This is a genomic window from Sandaracinaceae bacterium, from assembly GCA_020633055.1.
Lineage (GTDB): Bacteria > Myxococcota_A > Polyangia > Polyangiales > Houyiibacteriaceae > JADJJE01.
Map to the genome: position 1 here is coordinate 567458 of JACKEJ010000006.1, position 21471 is coordinate 588928.

The following is a 21471-nucleotide window of genomic DNA, read 5'->3' on the forward strand; positions in this document are numbered from 1 at the left end:
CCGCGCGGTGCGCTACTGCGTCAGCGCCGTCCGCGTGCAGTTCCAGGTGTCGTAGATCGAGGGCCCGGCCTCGATCACCTCGAAGTCCGTCGCGTCGATCGAGGACAGCGAGTACGAGTCCACGCCGACTTCATCCCAGCTGTGTACCGAGAAGAGGTCCGACTCGGCCGTCAGCGCGACCTGCCCCCCGTCGGCGAGGATCATCCCGTACCGCTGGAGCGCGACCGCGATGACCCGTGCGCCAGCGCTGAGCGTCTCGAGCGGAAAGTCCGCGCGCAGGCGCAGGCGGGCCCCGTACGGAACCGCGCTGGTCGGGCCGCCGGAGTTGGTGGCGTGGGTCGCTGGCGCCACATAGTGGCGGTTCACGATCATCGGGTTGGGGAGGATGAAGCGGATGGCGTGCGTGATCTCGCCGGCCGCGATCTCGTCAGCCGTGAACAACATCGGCGCGATGGGGAAGCCGCCAGCATCTGCGCTCGAGCAGTGCTGCCCGCGCCCCTCGCTGCCCAGGTCCGCCGTCGTCGAGAAGATGGCCTGGCACCCACCGATGAAGTCGCCGTTCGGCCTGCGGGTCGCGTGGTAGATCTCGTACAGACGGTCCTCCTCGGGCGCGAACACGATCAGGTGGCAGTCGTCGCCGTCGTCGAAGCCCGCGCACTCGAAGCCCGACAGCGGCCCCGAGAGGTCGGGGTCCACGCCGTAGGTCTGCTCCCCGGCGCCGCCCGCCGGCAGGGGCATGGGCGCGTGGTCGCAGTCGGGCGGGTAGTAGTAGTCCGGGTCCAGGTCGAACGGGTACTTGGTGGTGTTGGCGGGCGCCGTGTTCACCACGATGCTGAAGTCGATGCGCAGCTGCGACGAGCCGGTCCCGAAGCCGTGTGGACCGGTCTCCGCGTCGTTCGTGGTGTAGTCGACCATCCAGCTCGTGATCGCGCTCGAGTCCGACCGCACCGGCGCGTCGGAGATGTCTTCGTAGAAGAACGCGTCCCCTTCGAAGAACGCGCCGTGGCCGACGATGGGGTTCGTCCCGCCGCCATCTGGTCTTGGTCCGCCGGCGTCGGGGGCGGGCCCGCCGTCCGTCTGGGAGCCGCCTCCATCGGGGCTTGCGTTGGTGGACGCGCAGCTGGCGGCGACCAGCAGCGCGGGGACGACGAGTGTGGGGAGAGTGCGTGAGCGACGAGTCATGGGAGGGTTTGCCCATGGCTCGTCGCTTCCGTCACGCGCGCTACTCGATGGCTCCGAGCGTCGTGAGCGACGTGCGCGCCTCGATGTTCAGCTGGCCCGGTGAGCCGGGCACCAGGCTTACCTGATGGGTCGGGTGGAGCGACGCCGGAATGTCCGAGGGGAGCGCCTCGGCCTCGTCGAACAAAGGCCCACCTGCCAGCGGCGCAAAGGTCTGCAGATCCACGGGAAGCGCCGCGCCCGTGATGAGCGTCTCCGCACCCGTGACGTGGTGCGCGCCGTTGGCGCCTGGGTACACCACCGACTCGGGCATCTGGCCCATGCCGAACCCGTCCAGCGTCGCGCTCGAGTCGAGGTCCTGCGTGTCCCAGCCCGTGGTGATGAAGTTGCGCTCGAGCGACACGCGGTCCGACGCCCAGCGGTTCCACTCCCAGTCGCTGCGCGGTTGCCCGGGCGTGTGGCTCTTCAACACGAACACGTTGTCGATGGCGCGCATCAGCGGAAAGTCCTCCGCCACCTGCTGCAGCATCGGGCCGTAGTCGGTGCCGCCGTGGACGTAGTGCCAGAGGCCGCCGACCTGTACGGCGTCGTCGCCGTAGTAGCTGTCCTCGAAGTCCGAGCAGCAGTCGAACACGCGCATGGTCGAGTCGTCCGCCGCATCCGTCTCGTACACCAGCGTGTTGAAGTAGAAGTAGAGCGTGCCCGGGCGACGATCGAAGGGGCTGTTGTCGAAGCCGTAGTGGATGACGCTGGGCCACGCGTCCTCGCCCACCATGTGGAACAGGTTCCCGTACACGAACGTCGCCTGATAGGCGGTCCACGCTTCGGCCTGTCGCGTCATGGCGTCCGTCCGCTCCGCGTTCGGGAGCTGCGTGACCTGGTACGCGAACTGCCAAGGCTGCACGGCGCCCACGAAGTCCTCGATGTCCACCAGGTCGATCGCATGCGCCCCGTTCTCGAAGTAGTTGTAGCGAATGACCTCGCCCGCGGTGCGCATCTTCAGGTCGTTACCCAGGGAGCCCGCGATCGGGCTCCCGAAGTAGTTGTACTGAACGGTGAACCCGATGCCCTGGATGTATGCCTGGTGCTTGTTGTAGTCGGCCACCAGGGCGTTGTCGTGGAAGTAGTTTCCCTCGAGCAGCACGTCGCGGATCATGAACTGCTCACCGTAGTTCAGGTCCTGGCTGATCATGTAGACGCCCACCTGCAGGTGGTCGAACTCGTTGCCGCGGATGACCAGGTGCGCGGCCTTCTGCACGCGGATGCCCGCGGCGCCGCCGTCGTAGGGGCGCGTGGTGCCGTCCCAGTCGACGAAGTCGTTGGCGTCCTCCGTGTGGTAGGGCGCGTGCATCGTGCCGGTGAAGCGCAGGCCCTCGACGGTGATCCACTCGACGCGCTCTTCGTACTCCTCGCCGCGGATGATGACGATGCCGCGCTGCTGCATGCTGTCGTTGCCGTACGCCCCGAAGACGGAACCGAGCGCGGACCGCGTGGTGGCCATGTCGCCCGAGAGCACGGGCAGCTCGCCGCTCGCGGAGGGCACGCCACACACCCGGATGGGCTGCGCCTCCGTGCCCGACGTGGCGATGGTGAACTTCTCGCGATAGGGCTCGCTGCGGTGGAAGATGCGCACGGTGTCACCCGCGGCCAGGGTCTCCCACGGGACGTCGCCGATGCTCGTCACCTGCAGGATGCCGCTCCCGCTCTCGACGGCGGGGTTGCCCACCTGGATGTCGCGCCCGCTGCCGATGTGTTGGCAGTCCACCGCGACGGGGGCTTGGCCCCCACCCGTGAACACGCCGCCGTCAGTGCCCGGGATCACGGCGCTGTCAGGCGTGGCAACGCTACCGTCAGCGCCTCCGTGCGTGGCACCGCCACCGCCGCAACCAGGGAGGCAGGTGTGAAGGATGAGCGCGGTCCAGAGGCCGCGCGCGAGCAAGTGTGGTCGTGTCGGAGTCATGCGTTCCTCGCAGTGGGGGTGAGGGTCGACTCCGCTTGCGCGCATGGCGCGCTTTCCGTCACGGTGAGGTGGTCAGGGCGCGCGCGTGGCGTAGGCGCCGTACACGTAGGGACCACCGGCGGGGCGCGCGGCGCTGGCATAGTCGAGCGGTGGGACGCTGGTGCGGGCGAGCGGTCCCGGAACGGCGAAGGCAGGTGCGTAGCTCGGCGCGACGCGCTCGAACGCCGCCGTGTCCGTCGCGCGCAGGTGGTAGTCCTCGCTGGCGACGTCCGCGAAGAGAGTGAGGGCCTCCGCCGAGACGCTCCCTGTGAGCTCGGTGCTCACCCCAGCGCCGACCACGATGACGTTCGAGTCGCCACGCACGACGTTGTCCGCGCCCGGCGAACCGCCCATCAAGCGCACGTCGCCCACGGCGCTCGTGTTGTGCCAGAAGGCGTTGCCATAGAGGTGCGCCGTCGCGTCCTGCACGGCCAACCCGGCGCCCTCGTTCTCCGCGAAGACGTTGAACACGGCGGTGACGAAGTTGCGGTCGTAGTCGCCGTCGGGCCCCGCGCAGGAGTTGCCGCAGGCCCCGTCGACCAGCAGCGTCCCTTCGCCGATGTTGTGCGCGAAGATGCAGTTGGCGACCCAGCCCACGCTGGTCTGGTCGAAGAAGAGCGCGGCGCCCGCCTTCTCCGCGCGGTTCTGCTCAAACCAACACTCGTGGACGAGCACCACGGACGCGCTGTCGTCGTTGGACACACCGTGCTGCGCGATCATCCCACCGCCCACGCCGTAGTGGTTGGTGCCCGTGGTGTCGTTGCCGACGAACTCCACGTGGTGGATGTCCGCGTTGCAGCCTACGGCGAGGCCCGCGCCGTGGGGGAGCGACGGCTCGTGCAGGCGGTTGTTGCGGATGACCACGTGGTGCACGGACGCCGTCCCTGCGGCCAAGCTGACGATGCTGCCGAACCCGTCGTGGCTGCCATCGCGCGTGATGGGGTTGGCCTCGTCACCGCCCCCGCCAATGTTGACGCCGCCGCCGTGGTGCCAACCGTCGTTCTCCTCCACCACCGAGTACGCGAGCTCGACCGTCACGTCCGACCCGCCCGGCAGATCGATGCCGCCGGTGGCCGCCGACTCGCCGATGTTCGATGTGGTCCCGTTGTGATGGACGTGCACGTTGCGCACCCGCACGTGCTCCCCGCTCCACCCGATGACGTCGATGCCGCGGCGCTGACTGCCGCTCACCTCGAGCCCGTCGATGAGCAGCTCGCGCGGCGCTTCGGCGCGCACCGTCGACTGGGTCACCGTACTCGCGACGACGTGCGTGGGGCTCTCACGCGCGTCGCGGGCGTCGAACCCGGCGTCGAAGCCGCCGACCACGGCGACTCGGCGGTTGGTGCCTAGGTTCACGTTCTCGGTGTACGTGCCGCTCGCGACGCAGACGACGAGGGGGCCGCTGTGGCTCGCGAGCGCGGCGGCGAACGTCTTGAACGGGGCGACACGTGTGCCACGCGAGGGCCCGGCGTCGTCGCCCGTCGTCGCGACATACCGCAGCGAATAGCCGTCCGCGGGCGTGCCCGTGCTGCAGCCGTGGTCCTCGTAGCCGCCCCCGCCCACCCCCGCGCTGGGGACGCGCGTCGACCCGAGGGGCCCGGTGATCACCACCCCCGCGTCGTCGGGTGGCGTGACGACCGCGCCGTCCGTCCATGTTCCAGCGTCGCCGCCCGGTGCGCTCCCGTCCGCAGGGGAGCCGCCGTCGCCGCTGGTCGCGCCTCCGTCGGGTGCGGCGGGGTCATCCTCTCCGCAGCCCACGCTGGGGGCGAGCGCGAGGGCGATGAGGAGCGGGAACGAGCGGACGTGCACAGGTGACATGGGCGGACCTCCGCCTCTGCTTGCGCGTACGTGCCGCGTTCCGTCACGGCGGGGGCCCAGCAGGCCACGGCTACGGCGACTGGCACGACGGACGCCGGTGGGCGGTCCTGGCGCTCCATCGCGTGCTCGCGATCCACGATGAGCACGGCCAGCCCTACGGATGCGGCTGTGGCCCAGGCAGCTCGCGGGGGAGGGCGCTGTCCTCGTGCAGAGGGTCGCCCGTCTGCCCAGCGTCTCCAGCGCCCCAGCAGAACGTGCGGTGGTCGCTCAGCTCGGCGCAGGCGTGTGTGCTGCCTGCTCCCACGTGGATGGCGTGGCGGGGCAGCGCGACGCGCTCGAGGCGCGCGCTGCAGGGCGTCCCGGCGCAGTTGTCCATCGAGCCCGTGCGCCCGAGCTGGCCTCGGTCGTTCCGCCCCATGGACCGCAGCACGTGCAGGTCGTCCAGCACGAACGTCGTGCCCGCCCCGAGGGCCACGCCGCCGCTTGCGTCCACCCGCAGCCGCGTGGGGTGGACGACGCAGCGCTGCCCCGCACAAGAGGGCGCGCCGAGGCCGCCGAGCTCGCCGTGTGCGTCGGAACCCCACGCCCACACGTCTCCGCCCGCAGTCAGGCCGAGGACGTGCCCCGCGCCAGCCACCAGCTCCACGAGCGGTGGCACGTCCAGCGCGCGCGGGGTGGCGACGCGCGCCTCGTCCCCGCCCAGGCCCGCCGCGCCAAAGGTGTCCAGGCCGAAGCAGCGCACCTCCCCCGAGGCACGCAGCACGCAGGTGGTGAAGTCCGTGACCGCCAGATCCACCACGTCGCTGAACCCCGGCAAGGGCAGCGGCATCGTGCTGCAACGCGCGTCTTCCGCAGGTGCGAGCCCGACGCGCACGGCGTCCGCGGCATCCGGTGTGCCGCAAGCGTCCAGCTCGGAAGCCGCGCGGCCGAGCTGACCCTGGTTCCCGAGCCCCCAGCAGAACACGCCGGCTTCTTCGGAGATGGCGCATCCGTGCGCGACCCCCACTTCGATCTGCACGGGGTGGAAGTTGGCGCCCACGTAGCGCACGACGGGGTCCCCGACAGTCGTGAGGGGCGCGCGGCCGAGCTGACCGAACGTGTTCCTCCCGCTGCACTGCACCCCGTCCGGCGCGGCGAAGCACCCGAAGTCGGGCCCGAGCGCGGCGTCCGCGGGAGCGTTCAGCATGCTGTCCTCGAACACGGAGGCGCACTCACGGGCTCCGCACATGTCCGTGAAGTCCATGGGGCCGATGGCGAGGCGCCCGTCCGCGTACGTCCCCACGCACTGGAAGTCGCCATTCACGTCGAGCGCGCACGTCGCTTCGGGCCCAAAGAAGTAGGGCCACGGCTCGTCGTCGGCCCCGAGTTCGTAGACGTCCACGCAGCCCGAACCGGCGAGCATGGCCAGCAGCGCCCACGTGCAGCACATCAGGGCGCGTGCGCTCATGGCTCCCGCACCGCCGCGCGCACGGCGCGTGTGAGCAGGCTGTTGGGGTAGCGCGCGTAGAAGCGCTCGGCGCGCGTTCGGGCGGCGTCCACCTGGCCGGTGCGCGCCATCGCCTGGATGGTCATGGCCTCGCGCTCCTCGACGAAGCGACCCCCGGGGAAGCGGCGCTGATGCTCTCGCAGCGCGGTGAGGGCCTCCGCGGCCCGTCCACGCGCGAGGGCGCTCTGAGCGCGCGTGATGAGCGCGTTCTCGTCCGCGAGCGCCTCGTCCCGAGCGGCGGCCTCGGTGGGCGCGTTGCCCGCGACGTCCTCCGTCACGGGTGCGGTGGCGGGCTCGCTCTCGTCGCGTGTGACGCCCGCGACGGACGCGTCGCCCCGTCGGGGGTTCGCTGAGGGCCGGGGTTCGCCGCTCCGTGTGCTGTCGGCCGCGGGCACTTCGTCGGCACCATCGATGGCGGGTGGGTCCACGGCGGCTGGCGTCGCGGGCGCGTCCACCACGGGGAGCGGCTCCTCGGCCGTTTGCCCGTCGATGACAGCCGTGGCGCTCGACGGCTGCGGCGCGGAGACCGAGGGCGCGGAGACCGCATCGTGCGCCACGTATCCCGCCACGCTCCCCAGCACGGCGCTCACGCCACAAGCCAAGGCGAGCAAGGTCCACGAGGGGCCGCTCGCCGCGGCCGGTGCCGCCGCGCTCGCCATCGCGGAGGGATCCACCTGCGGCACGTCTCCCGTCGTGCTGGGGCCCGCGTCTCCGCCCTCGGTCGAACCGTCGGCGGTTGTGTCGGCGTCCGCGTCGCCACCGATGTCACCCGCCACAAGGGCTTCCCCGAGGCGCGCGAGCATGCGGCTCTCCACGTCCGCGGAGACGTCTGGCACGTCCTGGTCGGCCGAGAGCATCTCCGACAGCCAAGCCTCGTCGTCGCGTCGTTCCAGGTCGCTCATGGCAGCTCCCCTCCGCTCAACGCCTTCAGCGTCTCGCGCATCTCCGCCCTCGCCAATCGCAGCCGCGAGTAGCCGGTGTTCAGCGGGATCCCCAGCTCGGCGACGATGTCGGGCATCGAGACACCGTCGAGGTCGTGCAGGATCAACACGGGTCGCCGCGACTCGTGCACGAACTCGAGGGCCCGGTGCACCAGCGCGCGCCGCTCTGCGAGCTCGGGCGAGTCCGCAGGGGTGCCCACGCGCTGCAGCGCGGTGTGGGCCTGAGGGTCGGTCGGCAGCTCACGCCGTACGCTCGCGCGGCGTCGCTGCGCGGCTCCGCAGCGCATGGCGATGCCGAACAGCCACGGCTTGAGCGGGCGGCTGGGGTCGTAGTCGGCCCATTTGCGGTGAACGACCAAGAAGACCTCGTGTGCGACATCCTCGAGGTCGGCCTCGCGGACCCCGAGTCGCCTCAACGTGTGGATGACATAGGCGACGTTTTCTCGGAACAGGCGCTCGAACCGCGCCCGCTCCTCTGCTGTTTCACCACGGCCGGACGAATCCGTCACGGCGCCCCCCAGTCCAGGCGCACTTGGAACGAAGGAGCCAGCCACGGCAGCGTGAACGCCGTCTCGTACTGGACCACGAGCGCGGGACGGACCAGCGGGGCGTCCACCCCGAGCAGCACGGTGAGAGCGGTGTGCGGACCCACTCCGTGCCGGTAGCCCGCAGCGACCCCGACCGAAGGCACGAACGCCACACCCCGCCTGGTGTTCTGGAGGTCGGCGCCTCGGGCCATGAACAGGCTCGCGGCCGCGGTCCCGCACAGGAGGATGCGCTGGCCCGCAACGGCACCACAGCCCCGCAGCTCGGCCCGGGTGCGCCAGGCGCGTGCCGTGCCCCCGCTGCGCCCCTCCTCCGCGCCGCGAAAGTCCTGACGGAGGGCGGTGGCGAGCACGCCGTGCGGCCAACGGTACTTCAGGGCGCAATCCAGGAAAGGGCGCGTGCGTGGCACCGCGCCCCACGCGACACCCACGCCGCAGCCGAGCCACCAGCGTGGTGACCGGGGCTGTGTCTCGCTCCGCTCGGGCCGCTCGTCCACCGTCGGCTCCACCACGACGACTCCCTGACCGAGTTCGTGGTCACCAGCCTCCTCGGGCGCCAGCGCGATGTCGGCGGCGCCGACGCGCGTCATCGCGAACGGGTCCACCGCGACGCTGATCGCCAACGCCAGCGCCCGCGCCACCTCGGCGCAGTCCAGCGTCGGCGAGCGCACCGTGCGCTCCCCCGCGGAGGTTCCGTCGGCCTCGTACGCGACGACGTGCGCCTCGATGGCGTCTCCGTCTCGGCGCAGCGACGCCACGATGCGCAGGGGTGCCTCCGGCCGGAAGGGATCGGCGCCCAGGTGCGCGGCGACGGTGCGGCGGATGACGCCCTCGGAAGGACAGCTGGTCAGCGCGGGGTCGATGCGCAGGTCGAGCACGGCGGTCTGCAGCTCGGCGTCGTCCGGTGCGTCTTGGGCCGCCGCGGGGTGGGCCCCCCCGCTCACTGCGCAGGTGAGGAGGGCGATGGTGAGCAGCGTCACGCGCACGCGCGCATTCTGACGCGCAAACGGACGTGCCCGCCATGGCATTCTCACCCACGCGCGAAGGCGAACCCGTCCTTGGGTTCCTTGGGTGCGGGGTGGCACGTAGCGTCTGGGGTGTGCGTCCCCTAGCGATCGGGCCGCGCGTACTCCACCCACGCAGCGCCCGGGTACTTCAGGTACGTCGCGCTCAGGTGGAAGGGGATGACCAACGCGCCGCTTCTGTCCACCAAGGCGTGCGAGCCATGGCGCGCCAGCACCGCGAAGCCACACGGGTAGAACGCCGTGGCGCTGCCGATGTAGCCGTTCTCCGGGCGCCCGATCACGCTGCCTTCCGAGTCGATGACGGCGACGCCGCCCTCGTCCACCACGATGGCGCGCCCGTCCCCGAAGGGGTACGCCTGCGCGTAGCGCGGCGCGAGGGCCCACTGCCCGTCCATGTCCACGTAGCCCCACGGGCCTCCGGGCTCGGCGCGCGCCGTGAGGCGACCATCGCCGAGGTCGCCGAGCTCCGCCAGGCGCAGCTCACCCAGGCGCGCGCCGTCACGACCGTAGAGCTCGAAGCGCCCGTCCTCGCACAGCGCGTCGTACACGATCCCTCGCGGTGTGATCCGCCGGAACCTCGCCGGGAGCACGACCTCACCCTGCATGTCGAACACGCCATAGCCGCCTTCACCGCGCGTGAGGATGCGCTCCTCTTGCACGAACGCCGCTTCGCGGAAGCGCGGGCTGAGGGCCACGGCGCCCTTCGTGTCGAGCAGCCCCCACGTGCCCGAGTCGTCGAGGAACGGCGCGAAGCCCTGATAGAACGCGCCCGCGCTGCGAAATCGCGGCGCGACCAGCGCGTCGCCGTCGGGACCCACGAAGCCCCACTTGCCGCCGTCGTAGCGGTTGCCCTCACACACCAGGGCGAAGCCATCCACGAAGGCCATCGCGAAGTCGTACACGGCCGGCACCGCCAGCTCTCCGCGTGGGTCGAGGAACCCGACCTTGCCCCCCACGGTGACCATCGCCCGCCCTCCCGCGAAGTTCTCGACCTGGTCGTGGACGGCCGGGATCGCCCAGCTGCCGCTCGGGTCGATGAACCCATACTTCATGCTGACGCGCGCCGAGTACTCGCTCACGACCACGCGCTCGGTCTCCACCCGCACCCGCGCGAGCCCTTCGTGGAAGTCGCTCGCCGAGAGGAACGCCGGCTCGACCGCGACGGCGCCGCCCTCGTCCAGGTAGCCCCAGAGGGCGCCGTCGGGGCGGAAGCTGATACGCCCCTCGCGCGGGCTGCCGAGCCCGATGTAGCGCGGCTCCACCATGAACGTGCCGTCCGCTCGGATGAGGGCGGCCTTGCCCCCGCGCTCGAGCAGCACCTTCTTCTCCGCGTGTGTGTCCAACCACGCGGCGCGTCCGGCCGAGATGGCCTCGGGGTCGAGGTCGTGGTCCTTCAGCAACGCGTCGTACAGCGCTTCTGTCAGGTCCTGCGGCTCCTCGTAGCGCGTGCCCACCAGCGCCCCGTCGACGCGGCGGACCCCTTGGTACACGGCCTCGTCCAGCATGCCGGCGTCGCCCACGAAGGCGAGCGTCCCTTGTGCACCAGCGTCCGTGGCGGTGGCCAGCGCCAACATGAACCCCTCGTGCGCGTGCGTGTACTCGTCGTAGCCCCCGAAGTAGGCCAGCACCGTCACGCGCTTGGCCGCGTTGGTGACGCCGAAGAAGGTGTCGCCGCGCTTGGCCGCCTTCTCCAGGAACGCGAGCCAGGCCTTGGCGTCGGTCTTGGCGGTCAGCTCGCCCTTCGTGCGCAGCCCGATGGCCGGCGCGCCCTCCAGCGTGGTCTTCTCCCACGCGTCCACGTGACGCTTCTCGATCTCGAAGCCCATGTCGGTCAGCGCCTCGAGCGCGGCTTTCAGCGACTTGGCCTTCACCGTGAAGGCGCTGCCGAACAGGTCCGAGTCCTCGCACGCCAGCTTTGCCGCATCGAGCGTGGCCTGCCCCGCGACGAGCGGCGTGGCCAGCCAGGCCTTCTTCTGGGCGGCAGACTCGAACGTGATCGTCAACGCACCGAACACCCCTGCATTCATCTCGACCTCCTCGCGGTCACCCCGCATCGACTCGATCAAACCCTCGCGCCCGGCCATGCCCTCGTGCTCGGAGGGCCGCCCCCGCCATCACCTCAGCTCGTGAAGCGCGAGCGCGCCTGCGCTTGCTTCAGCAGCGTCGCGAACTTCTTCTTGTTCGGCGCGCACGCCACGTGCACGTACGCGTGCTCCACAGGGAACAACTTGGACCGCACGTCCATGCGGAGCTCCCCCGCCGCGATGGCGGCCTTGCAGACCTTGCACTTCGCGCGCCCCGACTCGGCGCGCTCCAGCACGGGTGCCCACTCGTCTGGCTTCGTGCGTCCGACGGGGTACGTGACCTTCGCGCCGTCGCGGAGGACGTAGTCGGTCGCGCCGATCGTGTGCGGCGTCTGGTGCGGGAGCGGCTCGCCCGAGAACACGCGCGCTCCGAACGTCAGCCGCGGGTCCTCCTCGCTCGCGCGCGCTGCCGCGGTGACCGGGTCGTCGGGGAGCGCCTGCCCCGCCGCTCGCGCGACGTCCCAGATGAGGTCCGTCAATGACGCGCGCGGTACGGTGCCGCCCGAAGCCGCGAGCTCGCGGATGGTGTGGGCGCGCACGCCGGCCAGCCGATGCGTCACGTCGGCCGGCTTCACGCTCTTCTCTCGCTTCGCCCGCTCCGTGACGGCGTCGATCAGCCCGGTCATGGCGGCGTACTCGGTGCTGAACGTGATCGGGAGCCCTAGGGACAGCCCCGCGTCGGAGAAGGTGGGTGAGCCGTCCCGGTAGTACGAGCACGTGCTCTTCGTAGCCGACCAGTCGCCATGACGCGCCTGCGCCGCGAGGCGCCCACGACCCGCAGCGAGCGTCCCCACCAGCACGACGTCGGCGCGGGAGAACACCAAGTAGCGCCCCATGTCCTCGTCGCTCATTGGCTCGAGCGCGGCCCAGTCCACTTCGTAGGCCTCGGCCGCGCGGTCGCGGTCGGTTGGCGTCCCCGGGAACCAACACGGCCCGACGCCACGGTCGAACAGCCACGCCCGGACCCGCGCCGCCCCGTCGTCGTCGCCCACCGCCGCACGCGCCGCGGCCAGCACCACCAAGCTGGTGGGCTCGAGCGGCTGAAAGCGCTGCGCGCGCTCCGCCACGAAGAGCGCGTCGTCGTGTCGCTCGAGCGCGCGCAGGCTGCGGGCGATGTTGGTCAGCGCGAAGCTTGTGCCCCAGCTGTCGTAGCGCGCGCAGCGCGGGAGCGCGGTGAGCCGCACGGAGAGCGCCTGAGCGTGGGCGCCGGCCGAGGTGTACGCCATGGCCGCTTGCTCGTGCAGCATAGGGGCCGTGATCCCGGCCTCGCGCAGGTGCGCCTCGATGGCCTCACCCGCCACCACCGTGCCCTGGTCCCGGAGCTTCATGACCCGGGCCCGGTCGAAGTCCGCCACGCCGGGCTGCAGCGCGTCCCACACGCTCACGTCGTTGGCGTCGAAGGCGCCCAGCGCGTCTCGGAGCGCCGCGTCCGTTGGGGTAGGGCCGTGTGCGGCGGGCCCAGCGCCCTTGGGGGGCCTGGCCCCCGCGCGCGGTTTCGTGCTCACGAGGAGGCTCCTCCGGGTCCAGCTGGGCCGTGCGCGCCCAGCGCTCGGCTGATCAGCGCCACGTACTCGTTGGGTGCGTTCGCGCGCGCGTAGGGCAGCAGCGGCACCTTGCCGTCCTCGACGACGCCAGCCCCCAGCAACAGCTCGAGGATGGCCAGGGGCGGCAACGGATCCGGGTGGGAGATGCTCACGGCGGTGTGCAGCGGCGTGTGGCCGTACGCGTCGCGGCGGGCAAGCGACGCCCCGGCCGCCAGGAGCTTCGCCACGAGGGAGGTGCGCCCACGGGCGACGGCGGCGTGCAGCGCCGTCTTGCCGTTCACGTCGGGGCCGTTGGGGTTCGCGCCGCGCGCCAGCAGCAGATCGTGCACTTGGTCGTCGGCGCACCACATGGCGCGCGCCAGCGCGCAGCCGTAGCGGTCCCGGGCGTTCGGGTTGGCGCCGGCCTCCAGCAGCAGGGCGACCGCCTCGGGGCGGTCGTGGTGGGCCGCGGCGCACAATGCGGCGTCGAGCGGCGCAGGCCCGAGTCCACGCCCCTGTGCGTCGGGCACCAGCTCGGCCAGCCGCCGCACGGCGCCCTGCTCCGCGGCGGCGAGGAGCGCGTTGCTCAGCTGCGTGTCGCTCAGCTTGCGCGCCTTCTTCTTGGGCGCGCTCGCCACGACCGGGGTGTGGTGCACGGTCCCCGGCGCTGGGCCTGCCACGGGCTCGGGCAGGCGCTTCGGGACGTCGTCGAGCCCCAGATCCGACTGCCGGTTCCACAGGCGCTTGGCGGTCGCCTTCTGCTCCGTCGCGAACGCGCGCGGACCGAGCAGACCGAGCCGCCGCCCCAGCCACACGTCGAAGCCAGCTGCCGCGACGCCCATGACCGGCACGTCGTCCTGGTCCAGCTCGAGCACGGGGTACTCGCCCTGCTCGTCGGGGTCCCCCAGGTAGAGCAGCGAGAACGTGTCCTGGCTGCGCTGCAGCGGGAGGGCACGCGCCGGGAACCGCGCGTTCACCAGGCTCGTGTACGCAGGCCACAGCTCGCCCGCCCAGGCCTCGATCAGCTGAGCGGCGGACGTGGCCGCGAAGACCCCGCCATGGAACCAGCCTAGTTCGCGCTCGACCCAGGTGTGATCGAGCGCGAGGAGCGCGTGCATGGTCGGCGACAGCGCCACACCGGCAGAGGCCTCCGCGGCCCTCAGGGCCTCGTCCGTGAGCGGCGTAGGGTCCGCGACCGGTGAGTCGGGGGATGCCAGCACCCCCACCAAGGCCTCCACCAACGCGCGACCACGCTCCTTCGGTGCCTTCATGCGCGCTGACGGTACAGCCGGGCTGCCAGCCGTGTCCACGGGGGACGTCTGCTCACTCGTGCGAGGGCTCACCGCCCGGTTCGCGCGGCGCTTGCTTCTCGTGGCCGCCAGGACCGCAGGCCGTCACCGGCCCGCGCGCTGGTCTTCCACCGCCTGCACTCGCGCGCGCGCCTCGGCGTCGTCACCCGCCAACGCGCGCGCCATCGCGAGCGCCCGGTCGCGGACCTGCCCGAACGTCCCGGGGTTCGAAACGAGAGGCGTGAGGGCATCGAGGAGCGGTGCCACCAGGGCCGGATTGGGCGGCGAGCCGTCCGTCAGCTTCAGCCAGTGGGGCAGACCGCGACCCGCGCGATCACGATCCCCGCCCCAGGACACCAAGGCATCGCGCAAGCAGCGCTCCCCGGCGTCGGGCGAGGCCGCGAAGACTTCGCGCGTCAGGTCTGGAGGGCCGAAGAACTGCGCGCACGGGGCCAGGTCGCCCAGCGCCGCTCCCGCGCGCACCAGCACGGCCAGCGCGACGTTCGTGTTGGCGCTCTTCGTCGCTGCCAACCTCGGCGCCAGCTCCTGCGCCCACGGGATGGCTGCGTTCCCAACCTCGTGCGCCACCGAGAGGACGACCCCCGGGTCCCCGGCGCGGAGCCCATAGCGCCCCTCGAGGATCTCTCCGAGCAGCTCGAGCTTCTCCAACGCGGGGACCTGAAGGCCCTGCAGCAGCACATCTCGCGGCGCGGGCGGTCCCTGCAGCAGCAGGTATGCATGGGCGGCATCGCCCAGCGGGAGCTCCAGCCGACCGGGCGGGGCGACGCCGATGTAGCGCGCGAGGTCCAGCGCCGGAGGGAGGCCGCGCTGCGCAAAGGCTGCCCCACCGTCCGCCTGGCTGCGCGCCAGCCGCTCCACCACGTGACGTTGCCGCGCGGTCAGCGTGTCGGGGGCGCGCAGCCCCGGGTGCACCTCGAGCTCCAGCTGCGCCACCGCGCCGGCCCACTCGCCCAGCATCCAGCGTGGGATGGGGCCGTCGGTCTCGTCCGCCGGCTCCGGCGGCCACGCGCGCACGACACCTGGCTGCTTGCGGGCGCTGACCGCGTCCGCGTCCACGTCCGACAATGCGCGCAGCAGAACGTCCGCCGCGGCCTCCGTGCCAGCTTGCATCATCACCGTGCGCGTGATGGTGGCGTCCACCCGGCCGGCCTTCCACGGCCACGCGTCAGCCCCCCGGTCGCCCAGCATCATCGCGGTGGCGAGGGTGGTGACATCATCGCCTTCGAGAGCGTCGGGCGTCGCCAGCAGTCGCGCGAGCACCCGTGCCGCGGTGGCGAGCGCAGGAGCGTCACGAACGTCGCTCGCCGGGAGCGCGCTGTTCGAGGCGCGGGCGCAGAGCCCCAAGGCGACCCACAGGCTGGCCCTGACGGTTGGGTCCTCCTCTTCGCGGAGGCGTGCTCGCAGCGCTTCCTCTGCCTTTGAACCCGCGCCCGGCACGAACGCCATACAGAACGCGGCGCTGCTCCGTACGCATGGCTCCTCGTGCGACAACGCCGTCATCACCGTGTCCAGCGACGCGGCGAGGCGCTTCCCGAGGCGCTTGGCGGTCGCCCCGGAGTACAGCTTGGCGAGCGCGGGATCACCCATGTCGACGCCCGTCGTGAGCACCCCGTGGTGGCCCGACGTCACCAGGTCTGCGGCGAGCTGCAGCGCGCGGTGCGCGTCCGGTGAGGTCTGCGCCACCCGTTCGAGGAGCACCTCCAGCACCGGCACGGACGCCGTGTAGAACTGCGCGTCCTGCACCAGCCGCGCCCGTAGCCCTTGGTAGGCGGCCCGTCGGGTGTCCGCGTCTGCGGCGTCCAGCGCCTCGAGGAGCGGGGGTAGATCACCCGCCTTGCCCCCGCTGTGTCGCAACCGTGCCCAATCGGGCGCCTTGCCGGCCATGTCCGCGCTCCCTGGTTCTCGTTCGACCTCCCACACCCCACGTGCTTCGGGCTCGCGCGCACGCGCGCTTTCCGCAACAGTACCGCAGTGAGCACCACAGCGCGCCCCATTCGCGTCTTCATGGCCGACGACCACCCGGTCATGGTCACGGGCCTCTCGCGCATCCTCGCGGGCGTGCCCGACGTGGACGTGGTGGGCATCGCGTACGACGTGCACGAGTTGCTCCGCACAGACCCCCAGGATCTCGACGTGATCGTGCTGGACGTCAGCATGCCGGGGATGCGCGGGGGCGAGACGGTCGAGACGCTGCGCGCGCGCTACGCGCCGGTGCTGCTGTTCACGCTCGAGCCCGACACCGCGCAGGTGGTCGAGCTGCTGCGCGCGGGGGCGTCTGGTGTCGTCAGCAAGAGCGCCCGGGTGGAGGTGCTGCTCGACGCCATCCGCACCGTGGCCACAGGTGGGCGCGTCATCCCCATCCCGCTCGCCGAGCGTGTCGCGGGCGGCGGGGAGGGCTGGCCCCACGAGGCCCTCAGCGAGCGCGAGCGGGCCATCTTCGAGCGCCTCGTCCGCGGCAACGCGCCCAAGAGCATCGCCTTCGAGCTGCAGCTCGCCACCAGCACGGTCTACACCTACGCGGAGCGCATTCGACAGAAGCTGGGGGTCGACAGCCAGGTGGCGTTGGTGGCGTACGCGCACCGCGCCGGTCTCCTCGGTAAGGGCAGCGAAGAGGGCTGAGCCCGCGCGTCGAAGCAACGCTGCGCCTCGACTCCGCACGTGCACCCGAGCCGCGCCCTTCCGCTCGAGTGTGCCTGTGGAGACCTCTCTACACACGCTCTCGGAAGCGCACCGCGAGGGCTGCGTACACGGGGGTATCTCGGCTCGCCCGAGGCCAACCCCAACTTGAAAGCCCTTATGCCCAAGCCATCCAGCTCCATCTCACGCGCCTCGCGCGCGACGCGCGTCTCTCAGTTCCTCGCGGCCCTCGCCCTGGTCGCTGCGGCCCCGGCCGCACTCTCCGCCGGCGGTTGTGGCGGCGGTGGCGGACGGACCACCACGCCCGAAGCGGAGGACGGAGTGCGCGGCGCCGTGACGGTGGAGAACCGCAGCCAGCTCCAGGTCTGCTCGCTGATGCTCATGTACGACGGCGGCTACGCCACGCAGGAGGTCGAGCTCGCACCCGGCGCCAGCGCGCAGCTCGATGTGCAGGGGGACACCAACCGGCTCTATGTCACCGAGTGCGGAGGGGAGCGCAGCCTGCTCGGTCATCCCATGAACTGGTATGGCACGCCCCAGGGTCCGGCCGAGATGCTGCAGAACCTCCAGCACGACCGCATCGTGCTGTACGACCCCGGTCAGGCCCCGGCAGACGCCACGGACCACCGCGCGGTGGCGCTCAACCCGCGCCCCATCTCCGACTGGATCTTCTGGCAGCCGCCCGCCGACTCGGGGCTCGCGCAGGAGTTCCACCAAGCGCTGCTGCAGAAGGCGCAGCGCGAGAGCTGGAGCGAGAATCTGGTGTTCTCGGTGATCATCAGCGGCTGGAGCGAGACCCGCAACCGCTACACCGGCATCCTCACCGGGCGCAGCGCGCAGGCCGCGGGCTTCGCGCGCTGGCCCGACGGACACTGCACCATGCAGGCCTTCGGCTACACGCAGGGGCACGACGGCTACGACTACGCGGGCGCGCTCCAGGTGGGCGTCAGCACGCAGCTCCACATCCCGTGCGCCGCGCTCGAGTACGCCGCAGGACTTGCGGGAGCCAGCCCGAACAGCGAAGCGGCACCCGGCTCGAGCGGCGGCGGGAGCGCGGGCGGCGCGACGACCGGCGGTGGCATGTGCACCAACACCTGCCGCACCGCGAACGACGGGGAGTGTGACGACGGCGGCCCCAACTCGCTCTACAGCGTGTGCCAGCTGGGGACGGACTGCGCGGACTGCGGGGCACGCTGAAGCGTATACTCCGGGCGTCATGAGGTGGGCGAGCTGGCACGCGGTCCGCTACCCTGACGCTCGGAGGACCCTCATGCGACTCTTGCTCTCGTGTCTGGCCGTGCTGGCCGCGTTCGCGTTCATCGACCCGGCCCCCGCGCAGGCCCTGCGCTGCGGCACGCGCCTCGTGCGCGAGGGCGACACCCCCAGCCAAGTCCGTGAGCGCTGCGGCGAGCCCGACGACATCATCACCACCACCGAGACGCGTTCGCGGACGGTGCACCGTCGCGTGTCGGGCGTGATCGTCTCCGACACCGTCAGCGTCGAGGTGCGCGTGGTGCAGTGGGTCTACAACTTCGGTCCGCAGCGTTTCATGCGCCGCCTGGTCTTCGAAGACGGCCTGCTGGTGGACATCGAGGAGCTCGGGCGCGGCAACTGAGCCGTCGCGAGAGCGACCGAATGGTCGTTCCTCGCACACGAGACGTCCGTACCTGCGCGTCGCTGGGCGCTACTCGTAGCTGAGCAGCGTGACGTCGAACACGAGCATCCCCTGCGGCCTGCCTGGCGCGTTGCCGTATGCAAGCTGCGCCGGGATCCAGAAGCGGCGCTTCTCGCCCACCACCATGAGCTGCACGCCCTCGGTCCACCCCAGGATCACCGCGCTCAGCGGGAACGTCGCGGGGCGTCCGCGCGTGATGGACGAGTCGAACATCGCACCGTCCGTCGTCCAGCCCGAATAGTGGACCGTGACGCGGCTGTCCCGGCTCGGGTGTGCGCTGCCGCTGCCCGCCCACACGACCTCGGACGCGAGTCCGCTGGCCGTGACCTCCGCGTGGGATGGTGGGGAGGCGACGTCCTCCGGAACGTCCGGCGGGGACGCCTCCACGCCGAGCAGCTCGATGTCGTACACCAGCATGCCGGCGGGACCGTTCGAGCTCCCATCATAGGCGAGCACCTCCGGGATCCACATGCGCCGCTGCTCGCCCTCGCGCATGAGCATCAGGCCTTCGGCCCAGCCCGGGATCATGGCCCTCAGCGGGAAGGCCCGGGCGACGTCGGCTTCCAAGGTCGTGTCGAACGTGTTTCCGTCGGTGGTCCAGCCGGTGTAGCGCACCACGACGACGTCTTGCGCGCGTGGGTGAGCACCCGTGCCTGGGTAGAGCAGGCGTGACCACAGCCCGCTGGGGGTCCTCTCCGCGTACGCGGGCGGCGCCGTGACGTCCGCGGGCGCCTCGACCGTGAGCGGCGGACGCGGCATGTTCAACGTCGGCGGCGGCTCGGGCGTCATGGGCGTCACGACCGGCACGGGCGTCGTGGTGACGTGCTCCGTGCTCGACGAGGTGCCCCCGCAGCCGAGCCAACCGCTGGAACCTGCCAGCAGCGCGCACAGCGCCAAGCGTGTACGTCTCGCAGGGCGATGCGGCACGCGCAGGCCTCGGACCTCACGCGCCACGGGCGCCTAGCCCTCGTCCTCGAGCGCGTGCCCCGTCTCGAGCCGGATGGCGTACTCGAGGCTGTCCACCAGGGCCAGCAGCGAGGCCTCGATGATGTTCGTGGACGCGCCGACGGTGCTCCACGACTCGTCGTGGCTGCGGCTGTCGATCAGCACGCGCACGGTGGCGCTCGTGCCGTTCTTGCCGTCCAGGATGCGCACCTTGTAGTCGCTCAGGTGGACGTCCGCGACGGCGGGGTACGTGGCCCGGATGGCCTTGCGGATGGCCTGGTCGAGCGCGCTCACGGGGCCGTTCCCCTCGCCTGCGGTGTGCACCACGTCCCCATGGATGCGCAGCTTCACCGTGGCCTCCGAGAACATCTCGCTGCCCACGCGCTTGCCGACCGCCGTCTGGAACTCGAGCACCTCGAAGGGCGCCTCGTAGCTGGACTCGCTGCGCGCCATCAGCAGCGCAACGCTGGCCTCGGCCGCCTCGTAGGCGAAGCCCTGCGCTTCGGCGCGCTTGATCTGCTCGAGCACGGCGGCGCCCTCGGTGGAGGACACCGTCACGCCCAGCTCCTCGGCCTTGCTCAGCACGTTGGCGCGACCGGACAGCTCGCTGACGACCACGCGGCACTCGTTGCCCACCAGCTCGGGCTCGATGTGCTGGTAGCTCGCGGGGTGGCGACGGATGGCGGCCACGTGCACGCCGCCCTTGTGCGCGAAGGCGCTGCGCCCGACGTAGGCCGCGTGCTCGTTGGCCGGCACGTTGGCCACCTCCGCCACGAAGTGGGACAGGTCGTACAGCTCGCCCAGGCGCCCTGCGGGCAAGCAGGTGAGCCCGAGCTTGAGCTCGATGTCCGGGATGATGGCGCACAGGTTGGCGTTGCCGCAGCGCTCACCGTAGCCGTTGATGGTGCCCTGCACGTGACGCGCACCCGCGCGCACAGCCGCCAGCGTATTGGCCACACCACAGCCGCCGTCGTCGTGCACGTGGGCCCCCAGCTCGATGTCCGGGCCCAGCTCCGCGCGCACCGCGCGCACGATCTCGTCGACCTCCCACGGCATGGACCCGCCGTTGGTGTCACACAGCACCAGCGTGCTGGCCCCACCCCGTTGCGCAGCCCGCAGCGTCGCCAGCGCGTAGCCCGCATCCGCCTTGTAGCCGTCGAAGAAGTGCTCGGCGTCGTAGATGGCGTGGCGCTTGGCCTCCACCAGAAAGCGCAGGCTGTCCTCGATCATCTCGAGGTTGGTGTCCAGCGACGTGCGCAGGATCTCGGTGACGTGCATGTTCCACGTCTTGCCGAAGATGGTGCACACCGAGGTGCCCGCCTCCACCAGCTTCTGCAGCTGGGGGTCCTCCGCAGCCAGCACGTTGGCGCGGCGGGTGCTGCCGAAGGCCGTGATGCGCGCGTTGGTCCACGTCAGCTCGCGCGCCCGCTCGAAGAACTCGACGTCCTTCGGGTTGCTGCCCGGCCAGCCGCCCTCGATGAACGCCACCCCGAACGCGTCCAGGCGCTCCGCAATCTTGATCTTGTCGTCGCACGAGAGGCTCATGCCCTCGCCCTGCGTGCCATCGCGCAGGGTCGTGTCGTAGACGTGCACCAAGGGAGTGCGTGGACTTTCGGCGTCGCTCATCGTGGGAGGCTCTACTGCTGCGGGGGACGGGGTCGGGCCAGGGAGACCGGCCCGAGGCGGCTCACGGGCGGGACTGCTCGTACTTCGCGATCTGCTCCTCGAAGCCGAGGATGTAGCCCAGCTGGTCGATGCCGTTGAGCAAGCAGTGTTTCGCGAAGCCGTCGACCGGGAACGACACCTGCTCGCCGTCGGGCAGCGTCAGGGTCTGCGACTCGAGGTCGATCTTGACGCGCGCCGCGCGGTCCGCGTTGACGGTCGCCATGAGCTTCTTGTGCACGTCCTTGCTGACCTCGATGGGCAACAGGCCGTTCTTCAGTGAGTTGCTCTTGAAGATGTCCGCGAAGCTGGTGGTGATGATGGCGCGCAGGCCCCACCCGACGAGCGCCCAGGGCGCGTGCTCGCGCGAGCTGCCGCAGCCGAAGTTGTCGCCGGCGAGGAGCACGGAGGCCCCTTGACTCTCGGGCTGGTTCAGCACGAAGTCGGGCTTGTCGCTGCCGTCGGGCAGGTAGCGCCAGTCGCAGAAGAGGCTCGCGCCCAGGCCGTCCTTGTCGGTGACCTTGAGGAAGCGGGCGGGGATGATCTGGTCGGTGTCGACGTTCTCCGCGGGGAGGGGGACGACGTGGGACTCGAGGGTCGTGAACTTGGCCATGGTGGTCTGTGGCTTTCGGTCGAAGTGAC

At 71.3% G+C, this 21471-nt stretch carries 17 protein-coding genes; 3 read left to right on the forward strand and 14 right to left on the reverse strand.

All coding sequences use genetic code 11. The features are described from left to right. Positions 1-12 precede the first annotated feature (12 nt). The 11 genes from H6726_11845 to H6726_11895 all read right to left on the reverse strand — a co-directional run bounded on the left by H6726_11845 (position 13) and on the right by H6726_11895 (position 15794). Positions 13-1182 (reverse strand): hypothetical protein, encoded by a 1170-nt coding sequence (locus tag H6726_11845; GenBank protein MCB9658330.1) that lies wholly within the window; start codon positions 1180-1182, stop codon positions 13-15. A 40-nt stretch (positions 1183-1222) separates the two neighbouring features. Beyond that, a complete protein-coding gene (locus H6726_11850) occupies positions 1223-3139 on the reverse strand; it encodes a right-handed parallel beta-helix repeat-containing protein (protein MCB9658331.1) in 1917 nt (638 codons plus the stop codon). A gap of 72 nt (positions 3140-3211) precedes the next feature. Then, positions 3212-4996, reverse strand: coding sequence for a hypothetical protein (locus H6726_11855; protein ID MCB9658332.1), 1785 nt, complete (start codon positions 4994-4996; stop codon positions 3212-3214). 154 nt (positions 4997-5150) lie between these two features. Continuing rightward, a complete protein-coding gene (locus H6726_11860; GenBank protein ID MCB9658333.1) occupies positions 5151-6443 on the reverse strand; it encodes a hypothetical protein in 1293 nt (430 codons plus the stop codon). Next, positions 6440-7384, reverse strand: coding sequence for an outer membrane protein assembly factor BamD (gene bamD, locus H6726_11865; protein MCB9658334.1), 945 nt, complete (start codon positions 7382-7384; stop codon positions 6440-6442). Before bamD ends, H6726_11860 begins: the two co-directional genes overlap by 4 nt. Next, positions 7381-7932, reverse strand: a complete 552-nt coding sequence (locus H6726_11870; GenBank protein MCB9658335.1) for a sigma-70 family RNA polymerase sigma factor — start codon at positions 7930-7932, stop codon at positions 7381-7383. The genes bamD and H6726_11870 overlap by 4 nt, the downstream gene beginning before the upstream one ends. Then, positions 7929-8954 carry a hypothetical protein gene (locus tag H6726_11875; protein MCB9658336.1) on the reverse strand — a complete coding sequence of 342 codons (1026 nt, stop codon included), beginning with the start codon at positions 8952-8954 and terminating at the stop codon, positions 7929-7931. The genes H6726_11870 and H6726_11875 overlap by 4 nt, the downstream gene beginning before the upstream one ends. 122 nt (positions 8955-9076) lie before the next feature. Beyond that, positions 9077-11077, reverse strand: coding sequence for a WG repeat-containing protein (locus H6726_11880; protein ID MCB9658337.1), 2001 nt, complete (start codon positions 11075-11077; stop codon positions 9077-9079). 35 nt (positions 11078-11112) lie between these two features. Continuing rightward, positions 11113-12582: a hypothetical protein gene (locus tag H6726_11885; GenBank protein MCB9658338.1), complete on the reverse strand. Its 1470-nt coding sequence runs from the start codon at positions 12580-12582 to the stop codon at positions 11113-11115. Beyond that, positions 12579-13871 (reverse strand): ankyrin repeat domain-containing protein, encoded by a 1293-nt coding sequence (locus H6726_11890; protein MCB9658339.1) that lies wholly within the window; start codon positions 13869-13871, stop codon positions 12579-12581. Before H6726_11890 ends, H6726_11885 begins: the two co-directional genes overlap by 4 nt. A gap of 123 nt (positions 13872-13994) precedes the next feature. Continuing rightward, positions 13995-15794 (reverse strand): hypothetical protein, encoded by a 1800-nt coding sequence (locus tag H6726_11895; GenBank protein ID MCB9658340.1) that lies wholly within the window; start codon positions 15792-15794, stop codon positions 13995-13997. Positions 15795-15881: 87 nt separating this feature from the next. Here H6726_11895 and H6726_11900 point away from each other — a divergent pair, with 87 nt between their 5' ends. The 3 genes from H6726_11900 to H6726_11910 all read left to right on the forward strand — a co-directional run bounded on the left by H6726_11900 (position 15882) and on the right by H6726_11910 (position 18162). After that, the gene (locus tag H6726_11900) at positions 15882-16529 is read left to right on the forward strand and encodes a response regulator transcription factor (protein MCB9658341.1); all 648 of its coding nucleotides are present in this window, start codon (positions 15882-15884) and stop codon (positions 16527-16529) included. Between the two features lie 177 nt (positions 16530-16706). Then, complete coding sequence (locus H6726_11905) at positions 16707-17744, forward strand: hypothetical protein (protein ID MCB9658342.1); 1038 nt, start codon at positions 16707-16709, stop codon at positions 17742-17744. Positions 17745-17817: 73 nt separating this feature from the next. After that, a complete protein-coding gene (locus tag H6726_11910) occupies positions 17818-18162 on the forward strand; it encodes a DUF2845 domain-containing protein (protein MCB9658343.1) in 345 nt (114 codons plus the stop codon). A gap of 69 nt (positions 18163-18231) precedes the next feature. Here the strand turns inward: H6726_11910 and H6726_11915 are convergent, their stop codons facing one another. The 3 genes from H6726_11915 to leuD form a co-directional block, all read right to left on the reverse strand. Then, complete coding sequence (locus H6726_11915) at positions 18232-19119, reverse strand: FKBP-type peptidyl-prolyl cis-trans isomerase (GenBank protein MCB9658344.1); 888 nt, start codon at positions 19117-19119, stop codon at positions 18232-18234. A gap of 63 nt (positions 19120-19182) precedes the next feature. Next, the gene (locus H6726_11920; GenBank protein ID MCB9658345.1) at positions 19183-20763 is read right to left on the reverse strand and encodes a citramalate synthase; all 1581 of its coding nucleotides are present in this window, start codon (positions 20761-20763) and stop codon (positions 19183-19185) included. Positions 20764-20854: 91 nt separating this feature from the next. After that, the gene (leuD, locus tag H6726_11925) at positions 20855-21442 is read right to left on the reverse strand and encodes a 3-isopropylmalate dehydratase small subunit (GenBank protein MCB9658346.1); all 588 of its coding nucleotides are present in this window, start codon (positions 21440-21442) and stop codon (positions 20855-20857) included. Positions 21443-21471 lie beyond the last annotated feature (29 nt).

Bases quoted from the DNA above. Each gene is read 5' to 3' on its own strand.
- H6726_11845 (MCB9658330.1), bottom strand. From the start codon at position 1,182: ATGACTCGTCGCTCACGCACTCTCCCCACACTCGTCGTCCCCGCGCTG.
- H6726_11850 (MCB9658331.1), bottom strand. From the start codon at position 3,139: ATGACTCCGACACGACCACACTTGCTCGCGCGCGGCCTCTGGACCGCG.
- H6726_11855 (MCB9658332.1), bottom strand. From the start codon at position 4,996: ATGTCACCTGTGCACGTCCGCTCGTTCCCGCTCCTCATCGCCCTCGCG.
- H6726_11860 (MCB9658333.1), bottom strand. From the start codon at position 6,443: ATGAGCGCACGCGCCCTGATGTGCTGCACGTGGGCGCTGCTGGCCATG.
- bamD (MCB9658334.1), bottom strand. From the start codon at position 7,384: ATGAGCGACCTGGAACGACGCGACGACGAGGCTTGGCTGTCGGAGATG.
- H6726_11880 (MCB9658337.1), bottom strand. From the start codon at position 11,077: ATGGCCGGGCGCGAGGGTTTGATCGAGTCGATGCGGGGTGACCGCGAG.
- H6726_11890 (MCB9658339.1), bottom strand. From the start codon at position 13,871: ATGAAGGCACCGAAGGAGCGTGGTCGCGCGTTGGTGGAGGCCTTGGTG.
- H6726_11895 (MCB9658340.1), bottom strand. From the start codon at position 15,794: ATGGCCGGCAAGGCGCCCGATTGGGCACGGTTGCGACACAGCGGGGGC.
- H6726_11905 (MCB9658342.1), top strand. From the start codon at position 16,707: ATGCCCAAGCCATCCAGCTCCATCTCACGCGCCTCGCGCGCGACGCGC.
- H6726_11910 (MCB9658343.1), top strand. From the start codon at position 17,818: ATGCGACTCTTGCTCTCGTGTCTGGCCGTGCTGGCCGCGTTCGCGTTC.
- leuD (MCB9658346.1), bottom strand. From the start codon at position 21,442: ATGGCCAAGTTCACGACCCTCGAGTCCCACGTCGTCCCCCTCCCCGCG.